Annotated in this window: 16 protein-coding genes; 12 read left to right on the plus strand and 4 right to left on the minus strand. The window is 50.1% G+C overall.

Annotation, left to right across the window (positions count from 1 at the left end; genetic code table 11):
• Positions 1 to 239: 239 nt before the first annotated feature.
• Together ACR0DT_RS13685 and ACR0DT_RS13690 are read left to right on the plus strand one after the other, a co-directional pair.
• A complete protein-coding gene (locus ACR0DT_RS13685; protein WP_480711274.1) occupies positions 240 to 1,586 on the plus strand; it encodes a mechanosensitive ion channel family protein in 1,347 nt (448 codons plus the stop codon).
• A 138-nt stretch (positions 1,587 to 1,724) separates the two neighbouring features.
• A complete protein-coding gene (locus ACR0DT_RS13690; protein ID WP_480711275.1) occupies positions 1,725 to 2,303 on the plus strand; it encodes a hypothetical protein in 579 nt (192 codons plus the stop codon).
• A gap of 162 nt (positions 2,304 to 2,465) precedes the next feature.
• Here the strand turns inward: ACR0DT_RS13690 and ACR0DT_RS13695 are convergent, their stop codons facing one another.
• Positions 2,466 to 2,900, minus strand: coding sequence for a hypothetical protein (locus ACR0DT_RS13695; protein WP_480711276.1), 435 nt, complete (start codon positions 2,898 to 2,900; stop codon positions 2,466 to 2,468).
• 390 nt (positions 2,901 to 3,290) lie between these two features.
• On the opposite strand from ACR0DT_RS13695, the gene ACR0DT_RS13700 reads away from it, so the two are divergent.
• From ACR0DT_RS13700 to ACR0DT_RS13735, 8 genes are all read left to right on the plus strand, one after another.
• Entirely contained in the window at positions 3,291 to 4,232 is a 942-nt protein-coding gene (locus tag ACR0DT_RS13700) for an AraC family transcriptional regulator (protein ID WP_480711277.1), read from the plus strand.
• Between the two features lie 270 nt (positions 4,233 to 4,502).
• Complete coding sequence (locus ACR0DT_RS13705; protein WP_480711278.1) at positions 4,503 to 5,336, plus strand: hypothetical protein; 834 nt, start codon at positions 4,503 to 4,505, stop codon at positions 5,334 to 5,336.
• A gap of 31 nt (positions 5,337 to 5,367) precedes the next feature.
• Positions 5,368 to 5,586 (plus strand): hypothetical protein, encoded by a 219-nt coding sequence (locus tag ACR0DT_RS13710; RefSeq protein ID WP_480711279.1) that lies wholly within the window; start codon positions 5,368 to 5,370, stop codon positions 5,584 to 5,586.
• An 11-nt stretch (positions 5,587 to 5,597) separates the two neighbouring features.
• Positions 5,598 to 7,091: an amidohydrolase gene (locus tag ACR0DT_RS13715; protein WP_480711304.1), complete on the plus strand. Its 1,494-nt coding sequence runs from the start codon at positions 5,598 to 5,600 to the stop codon at positions 7,089 to 7,091.
• 43 nt (positions 7,092 to 7,134) lie between these two features.
• Positions 7,135 to 7,692 carry a hypothetical protein gene (locus ACR0DT_RS13720; RefSeq protein ID WP_480711280.1) on the plus strand — a complete coding sequence of 186 codons (558 nt, stop codon included), beginning with the start codon at positions 7,135 to 7,137 and terminating at the stop codon, positions 7,690 to 7,692.
• 214 nt (positions 7,693 to 7,906) lie between these two features.
• Positions 7,907 to 8,605 (plus strand): GAP family protein, encoded by a 699-nt coding sequence (locus ACR0DT_RS13725; RefSeq protein WP_480711281.1) that lies wholly within the window; start codon positions 7,907 to 7,909, stop codon positions 8,603 to 8,605.
• Between the two features lie 165 nt (positions 8,606 to 8,770).
• Positions 8,771 to 9,727, plus strand: coding sequence for an autotransporter domain-containing protein (locus ACR0DT_RS13730; RefSeq protein WP_480711282.1), 957 nt, complete (start codon positions 8,771 to 8,773; stop codon positions 9,725 to 9,727).
• 229 nt (positions 9,728 to 9,956) lie between these two features.
• Complete coding sequence (locus ACR0DT_RS13735) at positions 9,957 to 10,472, plus strand: hypothetical protein (protein WP_480711283.1); 516 nt, start codon at positions 9,957 to 9,959, stop codon at positions 10,470 to 10,472.
• A 65-nt stretch (positions 10,473 to 10,537) separates the two neighbouring features.
• Here the strand turns inward: ACR0DT_RS13735 and ACR0DT_RS13740 are convergent, their stop codons facing one another.
• The 3 genes from ACR0DT_RS13740 to ACR0DT_RS13750 all read right to left on the minus strand — a co-directional run bounded on the left by ACR0DT_RS13740 (position 10,538) and on the right by ACR0DT_RS13750 (position 14,562).
• Positions 10,538 to 11,539, minus strand: a complete 1,002-nt coding sequence (locus ACR0DT_RS13740; protein WP_480711284.1) for an AraC family transcriptional regulator — start codon at positions 11,537 to 11,539, stop codon at positions 10,538 to 10,540.
• A 393-nt stretch (positions 11,540 to 11,932) separates the two neighbouring features.
• Positions 11,933 to 12,724, minus strand: coding sequence for a DUF3299 domain-containing protein (locus ACR0DT_RS13745; protein ID WP_480711285.1), 792 nt, complete (start codon positions 12,722 to 12,724; stop codon positions 11,933 to 11,935).
• 89 nt (positions 12,725 to 12,813) lie between these two features.
• A complete protein-coding gene (locus ACR0DT_RS13750; RefSeq protein ID WP_480711286.1) occupies positions 12,814 to 14,562 on the minus strand; it encodes an amidohydrolase in 1,749 nt (582 codons plus the stop codon).
• Positions 14,563 to 15,591: 1,029 nt separating this feature from the next.
• On the opposite strand from ACR0DT_RS13750, the gene ACR0DT_RS13755 reads away from it, so the two are divergent.
• Together ACR0DT_RS13755 and ACR0DT_RS13760 are read left to right on the plus strand one after the other, a co-directional pair.
• The gene (locus ACR0DT_RS13755) at positions 15,592 to 16,425 is read left to right on the plus strand and encodes a hypothetical protein (RefSeq protein WP_480711287.1); all 834 of its coding nucleotides are present in this window, start codon (positions 15,592 to 15,594) and stop codon (positions 16,423 to 16,425) included.
• A gap of 180 nt (positions 16,426 to 16,605) precedes the next feature.
• Complete coding sequence (locus ACR0DT_RS13760; protein ID WP_170782160.1) at positions 16,606 to 16,812, plus strand: helix-turn-helix domain-containing protein; 207 nt, start codon at positions 16,606 to 16,608, stop codon at positions 16,810 to 16,812.
• The last annotated feature ends 31 nt before the right edge of the window (positions 16,813 to 16,843 follow it).

The raw sequence follows: 16,843 nt of genomic DNA on the forward strand, positions 1-16,843 counted from the left end.
AAGAACCCAACCCTGATTGAATTGCAACCAATCAAGGAAACTGCGTTCAAACTATTGTTCCGAGTACAATTCGAGGCGACTCTGTCGACTTGGCGGACGTAGACCAAAGCACTGGCCACCGACTGCTAACCACTTGATTTATAGTGATGAACTACGCGCGCAGCCCAAAGGATGGCTCAAAGCAACAGTATCTCTTGCAACAGTCACAGCATTGTGTGCCACAATAGTCGGAAACTTGAGTGAGTGTATATATGGTTCATTACGGCCTCAGGACAGCCACAAATAACCCTGTCTCAACTAGAATTGCGGTGTGGTCTGCTTTCGTATTTTTGTTGGTGTATTGCTGCGCGGCCGGGGCACAACAACTGGCTCAACCTGACGCTTATGAAAACTCGATTGCTATCGCGAGCACAGCAAACGTGGACGAAGCCGTCCTTTCTAGGCATGTGGTGGCACTGGGTGCCGAGGATCTTGCGGAAATTGCAGATATTTGGCAGCGCCGTGTCCAAACCAACCTCGCAAGTATCGCCGAAGGTTTAACACTTCTGGAAACTGTAGCGGATGACCAAGTTCCTGATCTAGTTGAACAAATAAAGGCCATAAACCAAAAAAACATTGGCGACCTTCAGAACTATATGATTGTGGTTAACGCTTTGGAACGCAAAGGCGGTCCGGAAGAAGAACTGAAAAGGCACGAAGGTTTTATTAGAGGGTTTATCGGTGAGCTTTTGCTTTCATACCAATGGTTGGCAATTGCTCATTTGTCTTGGGACTGGGTGCGGTCTGGCAGGGGCGGGCTCAGGGCTTTAAGCGGGCTTTTCCAAGCCTCAGCAATTCTGCTTGCTGCTCTGCTGCTTGGCGGGATTCTGAAAAGAATATCGAGCAGTTGGTTTCGTGGCCGAGACAACGAAATCGCGGCAGTGGTAGTTCCGAACGTTATTCGCTGGAGCATCTTGGTTCTTGGTCTTTTTCTCGCTTTATGGGGGCTCGGCGTAAATCTCGGCGTCACAACAGCGATAATCGGTGGTCTTGGGTTCCTGATTGCATTCATGCTGCAGAACTTGTTTCAAAGCGTGATTGGCGGCTTTCTGCTCCAAGCAACGAACCCTTACTCAAAGGGTGATATTATTTCTATCAATCAAACAATTGGTACGGTCATAGATGTAAACATTATTTCAACTAAACTGAGGACATTCGACAATCGTTTGGTGCAGATTCCTAACCAGTCCATTTGGCAAGGATCGATGGAGAACCTCACCAAGTACCGAGTACGACGCGTCGATCTGGTTTTCGGAATTGGATACAAGGATGATATTGAACGCGCCAAATCGACCCTCGCAGAGATGGTGGGAGACGACAAACGTTGCCTTAAGAACCCGGAAACACGGATATTTGTTGGCGAACTTGGGCCCTCTTCAGTAAACATTTGCTGCAGACCGTGGGTGCGTACCGACGACTATTGGGACGTACTGTGGGATCTGACTGAGATTGGGAAAACGCGCTTGCAGAAAGAAGGAATCAATATCGCGTTTCCGCAGATGGACGTGCATGTACACACCAAAGATAAGGCTTCTTCTGACAGCTGAAACGCTGCGTCTGTATTTTGGCGAAAATGACTATTGGAAGAGAGTCCAACTCTTCAATCAGTCAAAAAACTCAATTTCCATCGAGACCGTTCGACGTCTTGACCCATGATACGCAGGTCGGGTTATGTTGAAAGCCTTATGAACATAGCCACGACAAGAACATCGTTGATGTTTGTTAACCCTTTTTCGGGAGATGGCAATTTTCAACTGCCTTCAGATCGGATTGGTGAAATGCCAACTTCTAAGTCAAAAAGCCAAACCCCGAAGTTGGCATCGACAATCACAATGGGGCTGATGGGGGCAAGCCTGTTTCTTTTGTTCTTGTCGCGCGATCTTCCCGACGGTTTGCAAGATGAATGGGCAAACGAGAATTTGGGGCTTGTCGCACGCTACGTTTTCGCAATGATGATGGGCGGTGCGTTGATGGGCTATCTGTTCGCTTTTATGTTCGGACATGCTGGATTAAGCGGGTGGATATTGGCTCTCCTGGGCGGGCTCTTGTCAACTTTAGTAGCCGGAGCCTGCGGGAGCATACTTGGGTTGCTACCCGATCTGCTTGCAGATGGATGGCAAGCTAAAGACTTGGTGTCCATACTGTTTGGGTTTCTGGTTTTGCCTATTGCTGCAGTTGAAAAACTTGGATCATCTTTGATTTGGCTAGTGACTATCGCTGCCGCACATGTTTGGTCCAAGTATGAGCGCGCGAGGGTTAGGTGATATTGCTAAGCAAAACCGCTGTGCCTTGATGTTTTTCCGTGACTGAGTACGCAGCGACACTCGTTCGATTGGACGGTAGTCGCCAAACAGGAAATATCGTCTCGATGACTGAATTTCCTGCCGGGCGAACAACCTCTATTGTCTTGCCCTGAGCTCAATCTCTCAATTCCTGAGAGTATGCTCAAATTCTGGACGGCCAAGACTTCTGACAATCATATTCTCCCCTTTGACCTGACTAAGGGCGTCGACCAAAATGGAATCCTTTTTTTCGCTGGCATCCAGCAAATAGTCCGTTACCTGGGGCAGAATTTTGTTCCAGCTTGGGCAAGCCAATGCAAACTGTGCAAAGAAGTTAGCTATAAACTTAAACAGCCGCTCTGGACTTGTTTCCCTGGATTCTCGAGCTGCCCAAAGTGAGACTTCCCACATTGCGTTCTCAAACGCGACCTGCGCTTTGTTTAAACCCATATAATCAATCCAAACCTTGTTTTTGCGGACAAGGTCCAGTTCCGAGGCCTTCAATACAAGATTGTGAGCGGCCGCAGTGGTTGAAGGGTATTGGTCCCTCAGAATTTGTAGAAGTTCGAATTGAGACATCTTTCGCTCCGGTTTCTGTTTTCACGAAACTGAAATGAGAACGAGTGACCGTGCCGAGCAGGTTTCATACTGTAGTGCTGCTGTAGATTACAGCTCACAAACCGCAGACCACTGACAGCTTAATGTTATGTCCAGACAAGAAGCGATTTGACCAATGGGTATTGTGTTTCAAATTGTCACTAAATTGTTTCCGGCACAGGCGGTTTTAGATGAACGGCGGGTCGTACTTTGACGAAATAGTTCACTGCTCGCCTAATCCGGCCATGGGCCGGGCGGTGCTGAGAATATAATGACCGATTGGAGCGATTTTTCAAAAAGTTGAATTTGGCAATCTTTGGACTCGCGGTAGAGGCGGGATATTGTCTATATTTGACGTGAGGTGCCTAACGGATGAGAACAAACAACTGGATCGTGGATCAGGAGTTTTCTTTTCTTCAGGAAACTGACGCAGCAATGACCGGTTGGAACATTGAAGCCGTCCAACTCCAACCCGGAGTAACACACTCCAAGTTGCAGATCGTTCGCGTAGCGGACCTTCAAATCATACTCAACGAAGAATCGCATCCTTGCCACGTAAGCTGGACCCATGACGGCGAAACAACAAGCTTTGCATTCTATCGCCCGAATAGCGGAAACGAGATTTGGTGTGGCTTACCTGTAGAAGCGGACGATGTGTTGATTACGTCCTCCGGTCGCGACCATGCAAGCCTGACACCAGCTGGCCTTAGTTCGATTTTTGTGACCTTTGAGACCAACCTGCTAGACCGCTACGGAGTCCATGAACTTTGTCGAATTGACACGGCGCAGAATACGACAAACGGAATTGCAAAGCTTGGGACGACTGGACGGCGTTTACGAAAGTTACTGTTCAGCTTATTTGACCAACCGCATCTTTGGGATCAATGTTCACCCGATGATCTCCAAGATCACATCATGTTTTCGCTAGGTGACATGCTTTGTAGAAACAGCGAGAAGTCAAAGGATTTCGCGAACCTGAAAAGCGCCGCCACATGGAAGACTGTTGCACGAGCTTTGGAAGCCATAAGCAGTTCCCAGCAGTTCTTGAGTTCTCGACAGCTTGCCGATGCGATTTGCGTTAGTCCTAGACTGTTATACCTGTCTTTCCAACAAGAGCTTGGAGTTTCCCCGGCAAAATTTATACGCTTTCGAAGGCTTCAGAACGCCCGGTTCGAATTGGCGATGAGCAACAGTCAGAGCACTTTGATCAAGCAAGTGGCAAGCAAACATGGGTTTCGCGATTTTGGGCGCTTCTCTGAGTATTATAAACGACAATATGGCGAGTTGCCGAGCGACACACTGAGAAAGCAGTAAGATATTGGACGGCTATTCCGCTCTAGGTTTTCAACTGGTTCTCCACTTCGTTACGCGCCCAAAACCACGGTCACAACTGGAAGAGGAAATTGAGCGAGATTTGCACAATTTGCGTATCCAATCCGTTCGATATCTTGAAAGCGACACGGCATAGTTAAACGAAAATGAATGTTAATACCTGATAGAGGACTTGTGCGCTGGCGGATCGCATTGCAGCCTTGAGACAGAAGACTTTTGGTAAATCAGTGTTCTAGGGACGGGGAATTGAAGATGAAAAAGAAATTGTCACATCTCGTTATTGGTGCGCTGACATACAGCTTTCTGCCTGCGATGGTTCAAGCTCAAGACGCCGGCTGCGATGCAGCATGCGAAGCTGCCCGTAAAGCCGCCAACCCCCTCGCTGACATTCGCGCAATCATGACCGACAACACGGTGGCATTCAGAACGGGCACGGATGAGGAAGACAGCTATAATTTCCAGATTCAACCAGTCTACGCAGTTCCACTTGACGGCGCCAACCTGGTGATAAGGGGCATTATCCCAATACAGGGAATTGCACCGGGTGCAGTTCTACCGCCCGGCATAGGTGAACCTACCCAAAACTCCGATCTCGAATGGGGTATAGGTGATTCAACGGTGCAGGCGTTCTACGCGCCGACACCTTCGGGCAATATTTCTCTCGGCTATGGACTACAAGTATCTTTACCAACCCACACCGATGACGCGCTTCAAGGCGCGGGATGGGGCGCGGGCCCGGCCTTCGTGATATTTGGCCAGTCAGGAGATTTGTCCTGGGGTGGTGTTCTTGCTCATATGTGGGGAGAGAGCGGCTTCAATACGACTATACTACAGCCGATCCTGATCTACGGCCTTGGTGGAGGTTGGTATTTCGGATATAACAATGTGATATCATATAATTGGAATGCTTCTAACAATGATGAGGCCTGGTTAGTACCACTAGGCCTAACTGTCGGCAAAACTATTATAACCAACGAAGAAAAGGGTACGGCACTGGACCTGAGCGCTGGTTACTACGATGTTACCCAGTCTCCCACAGGCGGGCCAAACAGACAGTTCAAGTTCGGCATCTCATTTTTCTTCTGAATGAAAATGCACAACGGGGAACAAGTACGTTATGCGCAACACAGTACTTTTAGCCGCGGCCGCGAGTCTTCTCGCTACTGCAATTCACGCACAAACCGGACGAGAGAATCCAACCGCCGACTACGCACTGATAAACGGATCAGTTTACACCATGGACGGTGCCAGCACAATCGCCGAGGCCATCGGCATCGAAGATGGAAAGATCGTTTATGTGGGTAATGCCGAAGGTCTTCCAAATGTCATTGGTTAGGAACGGAAGTTATCGACCTAGGCGGGGCTATGGTGCTGCCAGGGTTCGTGGATGGCCATATACACGCCGCTGCGGGTGGGCTGATCATGTTGGGCGTTGATCTACAGACCGACGATAAGGACGAACTGTTCGCGCGTATCCGAAAGGAGGTAGAGACCAATGACGACGAGCTGATCCTTGGCTTTGGGGTCCGATTTAACCCTTGGACGGATGGCAACCCAACAGCTGCAATGCTGGACGAAATTGAATCCGAGCGGCCTATGTTCTTCTGGGCAATTGACGGGCATGCAGCTTGGGTAAACTCCAAGGCTCTGGAAATGGCTGGGGTCAATAAGGACACGCCCGACACTGTTCCGGGTTTTGCATTCTTTGAACGTGATGACGACGGTAACCCCACTGGCTGGATCGTCGAGGTCCCGGCTCAGTTGCAAGTTCTGTCTGCGCTTCTCGATATTAATCCGGAATTTATTGCCGAAGGCGTAGAAATGTGGATGGGCCGTTTTGCATCCGCAGGCATCACGGCCGTCCATGATCATGGTATTCAGGGCCTTGGGCAGAACGAAGGCTTCCAGATGTTGCAGGCCTTTGAGCAAGAGGGAAAACTGCCAATTCGCGTAGTTGGGTCTTATTACTGGAATGATGGGTCGATTGACCCTTTGCCAGGCACGATGGAGTTACGCGAGAACTACAACTCCGACCTCGTGCGGGCAAAATACCTAAAGATCAACATCGACGGCGGTGACGACAAGTGGACCGCGCTTATGATCGATCCATATGTCGACGAACCAGACAGAGTTCCAGAACCCATAATCCCCTACGACGTTGTAGAAGATGCAGTGGTGCGTGCAGACGCCGCGGGGATTGACGTGACTTGCCATTGTTTCGGCGACCTTTCGGTGCGCAAGCTTCTGGATGCCATTGAGACAGCTATAGAGATCAACCCGCCGCGCGAACGCAGCCACAAGATCACACACGGCGTTTATGTTCATCCCGATGACTATGCGCGTTTTGGACAACTAGGGGTCACATACGACTCATCTGGCGCTTGGATGAGCTTGGACCCACTGATGCAATCCATCGCGCTGGCCCGTGTGGGCGAGGAACGACGGGACAAGGCATTCCCAGCAACAAGTGTAATGGCCGCGGGCGGATCCTTTTCGCTGGGTTCTGACTGGCCCGTATCTGGTTATGTTTCCGAGTATCGGCCGCTTTCGGCCATCGAAGCGGCTGTTCTCCGACAGCTCGATGGACGCAAGGATGTCCCCCCACTCGGCGGTGAAGAAGCAAGACTGACCGTAGATCAAGCGCTCTACGCCCACACGATAAATGCAGCACGTGGTATGGGCATGGGCGATGAGATCGGCAGTCTGGAAGTAGGCAAACGGGCCGATCTGGTCGTGTTGGCCGAAAACCTCTTTGAGATTGACCCAAATGACATCTCAGAGGTCGAAGTCCTCTACACCATAATGGACGGCAATGTAACGTGGGATCACGCGAAGCAGTAACGGGTCCCTTCTACGATATACCAACTCCGAAAGGAGAACTGTTATGAGATTTGCTCGTAGAGCTCTGCTCACCGCCGGATTGATGGTTGGCATGGCTGGACAGTCGATTGCATGCGGTAACCCAATGCAATGGGCAATGCTTTTTGAACGCCACCCGGAAGCGAAGATAGCCTTCACGGCAGATCTGGCAGCGCGGACATCGGGTCTAGTCCAAGCGAGACCATATATCAAAAGACCCGGTGTATCGTATCACGCGTGGTCCGTTAGGTCCCGGAACAGACTCGCCCAAGAAATGGCGCCGTCGATTTCTGCCAATTTGCAGGAGGGTGAGACACTCACTGTCCTGCTTGCAATCGAAGTTGCAGCCATTCGCTTTCACAGTGGTGATCGCGCACCCGAAATTCTGGCGGCCTCTGAGCTCAAGACGATTTCGGACTACGACATTACCACGACAGTGAATGTCTTGCATTCAGGTTGGCGGCACGACCTCACTTTCGATGCGATGGTTGAAAACGAACTCTTGGTAATTTCACAATCTCGATCTGGTGAAACTCTGTCCGGGGTATTTGGAGACGTGGCGAATGCTTCGTTCAAGCCCTGAAATTTGTAACAATTGGCTTGGTGTCTTTAGGTTGATTTTCTGCAAAAGAGAGTTTCGGATCGCGGCATCTTATGGACACCGACACGACCTGCATAATTCAATGGAGAGCCTCAGCGGTGAGAAGAATCGTTCGCTTTTGGCTCCTTTGAAAGCTAAGCAGAGGGCGTAACTGGATGTCCAAGAAATCAAATGATGTGACTGTGGGGCTCAGGGAATGAGCGGTATTTGGGCAGTGGGAATACCTATTTTGTTGGTTGACGTCGTCAGCCCTGTCCTACTCGCCGCAACCGCTTTTGCTCTTACAGGGAACCGTCCGATTGCAAAATGCTGCGCGCTTCTCCTAGGCCATACCATTGCCTACTTTGTGATGGGAATTTTGATCGTCTACGGACTTGCGGAACTACTAAATCCGCTAGTTGATTTTATCGTCAAAGGGTTCGTGGACCCGACGCGCATCAATTTCCTAATTGGCTTTTTTCTCGGTTTGGTTTTGCTGGGTTTCGCTGTGAGGATGAGCACAGGTGCCGAAATGGAAAAACAATCCACCAGATCTGAATTAAATGAGCAGAAAGAAGGTGTGCTTCCATCATTCATGATGGGGATAACACTTTGTGTCGTAGGTATGCCATTTGCCGTACCTTACTTCGGCTTCATCAATGAGATGTTTCGATTTAACGTGCAATCCAAACCCCTAGGCTTGCTGATCTACAACCTCCTGTATGCGCTTCCGTTCGTTCTGATTCCGCTCGCGTATGCTCTTATGGGAAAGTCAGTCGTGGAAAAACTGAAAGCGCTAAATCGGTTTATCAGCACCACTGCGTCTTGGCTTGTCCCGCTTTTGTTTGGCATCCTGGGATTGGCGTTCATAGTTGATGCAGTCAAATATTTTCTGACAGGGTCTGGTCTAGTTTGATGTCAAAATTGCTACTAGGAAATCTCCATTTGTTTCATAGTCGCTTTTTGAATGTCGAGACATCACTCGTGAATAGATGCAGCCTTATCGCTCCGATCAAGGCATTCATTGCCGACGATGCAACTCGTGCATACACATTCTAAAAGGAGCGCATGGAAGTGTGAAGTGCGCCAAGTATTTGATCAGCTGGTAAAGACCGCGACCCAAACTTGTTTGTTAATTGGGATTTTAGGTTATGCACCTGCTTCGAAAGCGCAAACTGTTGATCCGGATGCGTCTGAGGCAGCCGCACGTGCGGCGCTCTCGGTTTTAAGTATTGCCGCAACGCCAAATGAGACACTGTCTTCTTTTTCCTTTTTAAGGGCATCAGGCGACACAAACAGTCTGCGATCAACTCAGCTCCGGAGTGGTTTTCGTCCTCTTGAAAACGGTTTCTATCTTGAAGGGCTCGTGGCTTACCAAGTTTACAACCCAGTCATCTTCTTCCCTGAAATCTCACCCACCGTTGACGTGGACGTGACTTGGGCGAGTGTTGCAGCAACCCTCGGAATAGGCTGGGAATTTCCTTTGGGCAATGGCTGGCACATTCGCCCTATCGGTCACTTATCGCTCGGCCACGTGACAGCAGATGCTTCGATCATAGATTTTCCAATTTTTCCTGTCAGTTCAGGATCAACTGAACCAATTGATGGCGATTTGAATGCGCTAGGCGTCGGAGCATCTGTCGGAGTCTATCGGGAAGCCGGATATGGATCCTGGCAGGCTGAATACCGATTACGCCAAACATTTCTTGAATTTCATCCAATTGACGAACCACAAGCTGGGGACGCCAAAGCAAATTCCAATCAAACAACATTTTTTTCGCGCCATCGCTACCCGTTGAAAAATGTGAAATTCTTCAATCTGTCGACCCAGCTCGTGCTGGATGCCGGCGTGGTGTATTACCACGGAGATGCCGCTGACGTTCTCAATACGGATTGGCTGGCAACCGCAGGCGTTGGTGTCGAGTTTGACACAAGTCGAATTGGTGTCCCTGCGGTCAAAGCTGGGCGAATAATGCTGAACGGTGTTGTTGCAGAAAACTTTGACGGGTTTTCTATAGGTCTTGGTCTCAGTTTTTAGTGCTGCAAGCAAAGAGTATCTGGCCAAAATCCTAAATCATGGTTGGGAAGAATCTACAGTAGCCAAGCCTCGGTCACTCATGAATTTGAACAGTTTCGCTTCCCTTTGGCCGAAAAAAGAAAACTTTTGGCGGAAGTTCAAACGAGTGAATCGACAATCCCACCCAATATTGAATGACAAATCAAACAAGATGTTTGCAAGTTACAGAGATAGAATTGGAGCGTCAGTCATGAAGACCGAAGCAGTCAGTGCCGTCGAAGTAATCAACATGCATTTGAACCGACATTACGAAGCCGATAAACGGGCAGATGCAGTTGTCGAAATGCTGCTGGAAAATGAAATCTCAAGCGCAGATTTCTGGCCTTTATTACGGGGTTTATGGGGTGGGTTCGAAAAAATTGACCACACCATGTTTGTTCACGCAATGGACGCAGAAAAGCGGAAGTCACGTTGGGTTCCAACAGCAGAGTGGTATCAGCTTCCCAAAGAAGTCTCCGTTTATCGTGGTCAAAGTTTGGGAAAAGAAGTTGGATTGTCTTGGACCACAAACTTTGGTTTGGCAGTGGACTATGCCATTGGATGTAATGGATTGTCGGCGAAAACGCCGATTATTCTTGAAACCAGAGTCCCCAGAAGGGCGGTCGCAATGGTTCTTGATAAAGGCAAGAAAAACGAGCTTGTATTGTGGAAAGCGCCTCGGATTGCAGATTGCGTAGTCACCCAAGTTTCTACCGTAGCGCACTAATATTACAGTGACGTATCTCAGGAGAGGTTAAACAGTTCACGCGGAAGTTAGAGCGTTGAGTGGACTCAGCTTTGGCTTTGAAATTCACGCGGAGTTAGACCCGTCCAACGCTTGAATGCAGTGGAGAATGCAGGCTGGTCGGCAAAATCTAGGTAGAATGCAACTTCTCCTATGCCGAACCCGTCCTTCAGATACGTTTTCGCAAGATCGCACCTGATGTTTTTTACAATGTCACGAAAACTAAGGCCTTCCTCATTGAGGCGCCGCGAAAGCGAACGCGTGCTGAGCCCTAGGTTTGTCGCAACCTCTTGTACGCTCAAAATTCGTCCCGGGAGTTCGTTCAATATCTGAACTTCAACCTTACTGCTTATCCCAGATGAGTGCACGACACGTGCTCTCAAAAGGCTATTCCCGTAGTCGGTCAGATGGTTTCTGAGTGCCGGGTCATAGCTTGGGACTGGGAGATCGAGCGACGCAAGCGATAGGATGATTTCATTTTCATTGGAGCCAAAGGATATCGTGCAGCCCGCCACCTTTTTCATTGCGGATGCTGAAGACTTAACTGAATGTTTGAACCGAACTTCCAGAGGGTGGAGTTGAGTATTCGTAACAATGCGCATCAATGAAATTGTCGAGAACAAGAGAAACTCGGTACGTCGATGATACCTGCTGAGCTCACCATCAACAACTTGCATCCTCAACGATGCGTGCTTTGCTGACTCGACAAGACTGTATTCAATGCTCTCATCGACTAAAGCACCGTAAAGTGAAGCATTTACGATAGCTTCTTTGAGATTTTGTGAATACTTCGAGATATACCAAACTATGTCGCGAGGTGTGTTAAATGCCAAACCGGCTATTGTAGCGAAGGCCCGATCTCTTACCTGATCACAAGCCAAACGAATAAATTGACCCTCCTTAAATGGGTCAATCTCTCTGGTGGACTCTTTCAAGTCGGCTCGCGTCAAACCTGAGTTTTTTAAGACTTCCTCAAATTCACTTATTTCTTCCACACGCTCCGCGAGCATTTGGGCAAAATGTCGTAACCAAGTGTTGTCGACACCCATCTGTCTATTCCCAAAAATACGCGGTAGATTTGATGCTGGATGATCCTAAATTGATAGCCAACGAAGTGCTATCTGTCACTTTGTAAAGTTCTAAAAATCATCTGTTTTGATAGAACATTTGCAACGAACTTAAGGTAAGCTGTGGACTCCCTCACTCCCCGATGTTTCCGGTTCATATTCATAACGAAGTCTGGCCAGTATATCATGCATCATGAAGTTAGAAAAACTTTCCAAATTAGTCAGTTAGAAAGAATAATCATTAAGTAGGCGTCTACATTCACGGTGCTTGCAACCCACTATTCCACAAAGAGGCCAGCGGAGTGCGCCGACACTTTCACAACCCCAAAATTGTTACCTAACGTCCTAAGCCTAGGACGAATGAGCGTCTCGAGATCAATAGGTGAATACCTCAACAAAACTCGCGTTAAGTTTGTAAGCGGATTCCACGTTTGACTGGCCGTCGTAGAATACAACGTCGCTAACCCTGCTTTCAGCTAACAGTTCCCCTTCGATCCAAAATGCTTCGAAAATCGACTTAAATTCAACGCCACTGGGGTAATCAACATGAATGATCTGGTTCGGCGGCTGCGAAGGTGTGTGAACGCAAGATCCAGCGACCGGGACAAATAGGAACTCAGTGACAACTCGTCCACTGAGTGTAAGCGGCACTATGTACCCAGGCAGCTTGATCGCCGTACCCAGCTTTTCTAAGTTTGGCCCGCGCCCGATTGAGTTGTTATGCGCAATGATCTTTCGACGCTCATGCATCAGCTTTTCTACGTCGACATCATACGCCGCCAGAACACCAGTGGCTGCGTTATATTCTCTGATAAAATCAGGATCAGAGCGCGTAGCGGTTCCGGACGTTCGCCAACGAACTTGCATTCTCATTGCGTTCAACAACGGATTCGGTAGGGTTTCAAATGGAGTTTCCAGTGACTTCAGGGTTGGCTTCAAATCAAGCCAGCTATCAGCTACTTGTTTCTGAATAGATTTATCCAGCGCAGTGGAGTTTGAAGCGTCAGAAAAGTCATGCGCTCGCCGAGACATGTCGAAACGCTTCGCCCCTGAAGGAGAGGTTTGAGCGGCAGGTTCTGGCGAACCTTGGGCAACTTCCACCTGAGCAGCATTCACATCTGCGAACGCACATACAAAAACTATCAGAGCGGCCAGATTGCTTGTCATTTCAGAGCTCTAAAGTTTCCCATTTTGGCGCGTTACCGCCCGGTTAATCGCGCTGGCCTACTCTACAGACGCACGCCACTCGCCGCGTTTCAAAGACCATCTTCATGTGTGAATACTCCGCCCTTCATCGTGGCTACTATCTTCACATCCGCGATGTCAGAAGGAAGCACTGAGAAAAGGTCATCTTCTAGAATAACCAGGTCAGCATACTTGCCAAACTCCAAGCTTCCGATCTTGTCCTCCATCCTCGCTTCATATGCACCACCCAGCGTCGCGGCGTATATACATTGGTCGAGCGTGAGAGCCTGATACACCGGCGGGAAGATACGATCATCGTCCGGATTAGACGGATCGCGCCGTGTAACGGCTGCTTCGCATAGGGTTAATACACCCATGAGGCTAGGGTCGGTGCTGGGAACGTCTGCGCCTATACTGACCGGCGCGCCCGCGTCCATCAAAGTACGGATGCGTTGAAATTCGGTAACGGTCCTCTCCAAGCCCATGATTTCCAAGGCACCGTCAAGCCCACCGCTCCAAGTCGTGCCCCAAATCGGAGTGATATTAGACAGGATATTGTGCTGAATGATGCGATCAATATCATCAGGATGCGCAAAAGCTAAGTGTTGAAGCGAATTGCGGGCTTCGGTGTATCCGGCGTTCTTAGCGTTGACAAAAGTGTCAACGGTTTCGCGAACGGTTTTTGAGCCATCTACATGCACAGAGACGTCAAGTCCGGCAGCATTTGCTTTGAGGACGACTTCATCGGTAAGGGCAGCCGATACACCTCGCACCGCCGTTTTTTCGGGCAGGTCCAGCCACGGCTCAAGCATGACGGATGCATGGCTTGTGTGAACCCCTTCCGGGTGTATCTTAATTCCAAGCACGCGAACGTCATCGTTGTCGAATGAAGACTTCAGCTCCAAAGTATTGGCAACCGCGTCGTCCGCATCGAAATCGTCGCCTTTGACAAGGGTCATCATCAAGGTACGAAGCTTGAGTGTGCCTTCGTCAGCTTGTGCTTGCAGGATGTCCAGCGCCACTCGGGTGTCATCGTAGTGTTTCGCCTGAGACTTGATATTTGGTGTTACCAATCCTTGGTTGATGTAGGTGGTGTAGCCAAATTTCGCGGCCAAATCATAAAGCTCTGTTTGGCTCTCTGGGATCATCGTATCCGGCTGCCATGCACCAGATTCCACATAGGCCCCCATCCACGCAAATTCTTTCGCGTAGCCCGTTGGGTTACCCTCGCCATCTCTTACAAAATAGATCAAACCCGGAACTGGGTCGGGGGTGTCTTTGTTCACGCCTCCCATTTCCATAGCTTTGGTGTTCAGCCATGCGTCATGAATGGTGTAATCTTGCAGGAACACGGGTCTGTCAGGAACGATTGCATCCAAATCGGCAGCCGTGAACTCACCGCCCATCAGAGTCGCATTCCATCCAATGCCACGGATAAACTCCTCGTCGGGATTGGCGTCCGCATACTCTTTAATTAACTTGAGATAGTCCTCTTTGGATTGACCAGAGCCCAATTGGACACCCAATTGCGTCCACCCGGATGCAACAAGGTGTTCGTGGCCGCTGACAAAGCCCGGCAGAACCGTTTGTCCTTGAAGATCGATGACCGTTGTTTCTTCTCCAATCAGGGATTGGACTCCATCATCGGAACCAACGTAGAAGATTTGCGTTCCCATAATAGCAACTGCTTCAGCCTCAGGCCGTGATGCATCCATAGTGTAGATGTTGCCATTCAATAAGACTGTATCAGCGGTTTGGGCTACAGAGTTTGTGGCGAAAGAGGTCAATAGACCGACTGCTATCATCATCCACTTCATCATTCGCAATCCCAACCCGAAGAAAAGACTAATTAAAGCATGAAACATAATGTCTGCATGTCAAATAAATTTTTTTTTTGCCTCACTCCTTGTCAGAGGGCTCAGCAGCCAGACGGTCAAAAGGTCACTGACACAGAGCGAAATGGCCGATTTTCTCAACCAACTCAGCGAACGACTAAAATTCAGATGGTGTTGGAGTAAACGAGTCACACGGATGTCGCGACCAAATGGAAATTTCACAAAGGTTGCAGGACACAAGCATCCCTAAATGTGCAGAGGGCAGCAGAGGCTTTCAGTTCTGAGACCTCCAACTGTCCAGACAATATCCGGCCCCCGCTCCTTCCCCCCGGTCTTGCGGGAGAAGGCCCTTCGCCTTCAGGTTCGTATCCGCGCGATGCCTTTTGTCGGAGGCCAGCCGCTTCCCCGCAGGCTTCTCTCCTGCCCCGCTCTGACCGCGCACGGTCTCGGCGGTCCCCGGTCCGACGAGTGTCTGAAGACATACGTCGACCGGTGGGTTCCGTAGTCGCGTTTCTGCACCGGGCCAGAAGGAGCCGCGTCGGTGCGGGATGGGGTAGTCCCCGAACCATAGTTCACAATTGGTGGCCGGTCGTGAACACACCGTGGTCACCGCTTTTTTTGATCGTTTGCCAGGGAAAGCGGCAAGAATAAACCGGACGCAACGGAGACGGGGAGACCCATCCCGGCCCGGAACGTCCGATTTTGCGCTCTTGCTGACTAAGTGTATTGATCTGCTTTTTTGGGGGATCTTTGTGTTTCGCGCGGCCGTAAGTTGTACAAACCTTAGCTGACCCGAAGCGCCGCAGCCCACCAATAGCGCAGGCGGTTCGGGTCAGCGGCTCGACACAGACCCGGGACTAAATAGTTCTCTTTCCGTTCTCTTATTTGTGTGCAACTTTTGGAGCGGTTGCCTCGTCTCAACTAGCACGATTTCTCAGCAATCAGTGTTGCCGTGATGTGCGTCGGCTATTGGACGTGTGACCCGACTACGGAGTGTACCAAACGGAGAATAACATGAGCGCTAACGCGGACAGCGGTCTGAACGGCAAACGAGACGTTGCAGATACCGAAGGTGACTATTCCGTCTACCCGCACATGGATGGGATCAAGTGCTCGATGTCATGGAAGCTCGACAGTTATGGAGAACGCGGCGCTCTTTCCGAGGACATGATCGGGGGCTTGTGCGAGCAGTTTGATCTGCCAACTACGCTCACACGCGAACTTTCTGTACTTCTTGGGAACTGCCTCAATAACGATGACGACATCGCGATCAATCTGACTGAGGTCCGTCGCTCGCAAGCGATTGAACGAGGTCAAAAGTACCTCAAGCAACTGTTGAGGAAAGCCAAACAGAGTTCCATTGCTCCACAAGAACTCCGGAACGCGTTAGGCTCGCTTTCGACTTATTTCGCTTCTACGCCAGAAGACGCAGACCTTCTTCCCCAAGTCCTCGACAAGCTTGAGACCGCAACGACACTTACTCAGGATGTCATAGATGACATTCGGCACATCCTTGTGACCCCCGGCGCAGTTGCAGAGATGTCGCCCCGAGACAAGCGGTTCTCGCGCGACAAACGCCGTCAGTACATCGTCGAGAGCTGCTGTTACATCTGGAAAGATGCCGGTCGCCCTCTGACCTATACAACATACTCAGACGGGCGCCCCGGAGGACAACGGCAAGGTCCGCTCGTCAACTTTATCCAGGCTGTCGTGAAGATGATCACCGAGCCGGGGCAAATCCTGAGCGGTGAGACGATCCGCGTGGATATAGACGATTTTCGCGGCAAGCTTGAGCGTGAAGACAAAGAGCGTTGGGCGTCGCCGGAATTGGCCAATCAATACACTTAGAATGAGCAAGCCCGCGTTGTCATGGTCATGGCATGACACGCGTTCCTGCCATACCCCCTTCTGACGACCACGCGCACCGGCAGGTTGAGACAGCGATTGACCAGTTGGTCCGATTGTTGGCTGCCCAGGCAGTACGGGAACTAGGCCGGAACGCCTCTGACCAAAAGGAGGCGCATCAGGATGCCACAGATCAATGCCAAGAAGAGCCGACCCCGCAAGCTTTTGACGGTGAAGGACGTCGCTGAACTGGACAATTGCTCCGAGAAGACGGTGCGCCGTGCGATTGCGGCAGGCCTGCTTGAGGTTATTCGGGTGGGCCCCGGCGGACGCCTCATCCGCATTGATCCGGCAGCTCATGCCGCCTACCGGCAGACACATTGCTGGTAGGAACTCGCGTCTATTAATGTTCATTTTTATC

It is taken from the genome of Ruegeria sp. BI11 (genome assembly GCF_056538005.1).

Excerpts from the sequence above, each read along its gene's own strand:
- ACR0DT_RS13690 (WP_480711275.1), top strand. The coding sequence starts at position 1,725 with ATGAACATAGCCACGACAAGAACATCGTTGATGTTTGTTAACCCTTTT.
- ACR0DT_RS13695 (WP_480711276.1), bottom strand. The coding sequence starts at position 2,900 with ATGTCTCAATTCGAACTTCTACAAATTCTGAGGGACCAATACCCTTCA.
- ACR0DT_RS13700 (WP_480711277.1), top strand. The coding sequence starts at position 3,291 with ATGAGAACAAACAACTGGATCGTGGATCAGGAGTTTTCTTTTCTTCAG.
- ACR0DT_RS13705 (WP_480711278.1), top strand. The coding sequence starts at position 4,503 with ATGAAAAAGAAATTGTCACATCTCGTTATTGGTGCGCTGACATACAGC.
- ACR0DT_RS13710 (WP_480711279.1), top strand. The coding sequence starts at position 5,368 with ATGCGCAACACAGTACTTTTAGCCGCGGCCGCGAGTCTTCTCGCTACT.
- ACR0DT_RS13720 (WP_480711280.1), top strand. The coding sequence starts at position 7,135 with ATGAGATTTGCTCGTAGAGCTCTGCTCACCGCCGGATTGATGGTTGGC.
- ACR0DT_RS13725 (WP_480711281.1), top strand. The coding sequence starts at position 7,907 with ATGAGCGGTATTTGGGCAGTGGGAATACCTATTTTGTTGGTTGACGTC.
- ACR0DT_RS13735 (WP_480711283.1), top strand. The coding sequence starts at position 9,957 with ATGAAGACCGAAGCAGTCAGTGCCGTCGAAGTAATCAACATGCATTTG.
- ACR0DT_RS13740 (WP_480711284.1), bottom strand. The coding sequence starts at position 11,539 with ATGGGTGTCGACAACACTTGGTTACGACATTTTGCCCAAATGCTCGCG.
- ACR0DT_RS13745 (WP_480711285.1), bottom strand. The coding sequence starts at position 12,724 with ATGACAAGCAATCTGGCCGCTCTGATAGTTTTTGTATGTGCGTTCGCA.
- ACR0DT_RS13750 (WP_480711286.1), bottom strand. The coding sequence starts at position 14,562 with ATGATGAAGTGGATGATGATAGCAGTCGGTCTATTGACCTCTTTCGCC.
- ACR0DT_RS13755 (WP_480711287.1), top strand. The coding sequence starts at position 15,592 with ATGAGCGCTAACGCGGACAGCGGTCTGAACGGCAAACGAGACGTTGCA.
- ACR0DT_RS13760 (WP_170782160.1), top strand. The coding sequence starts at position 16,606 with ATGCCACAGATCAATGCCAAGAAGAGCCGACCCCGCAAGCTTTTGACG.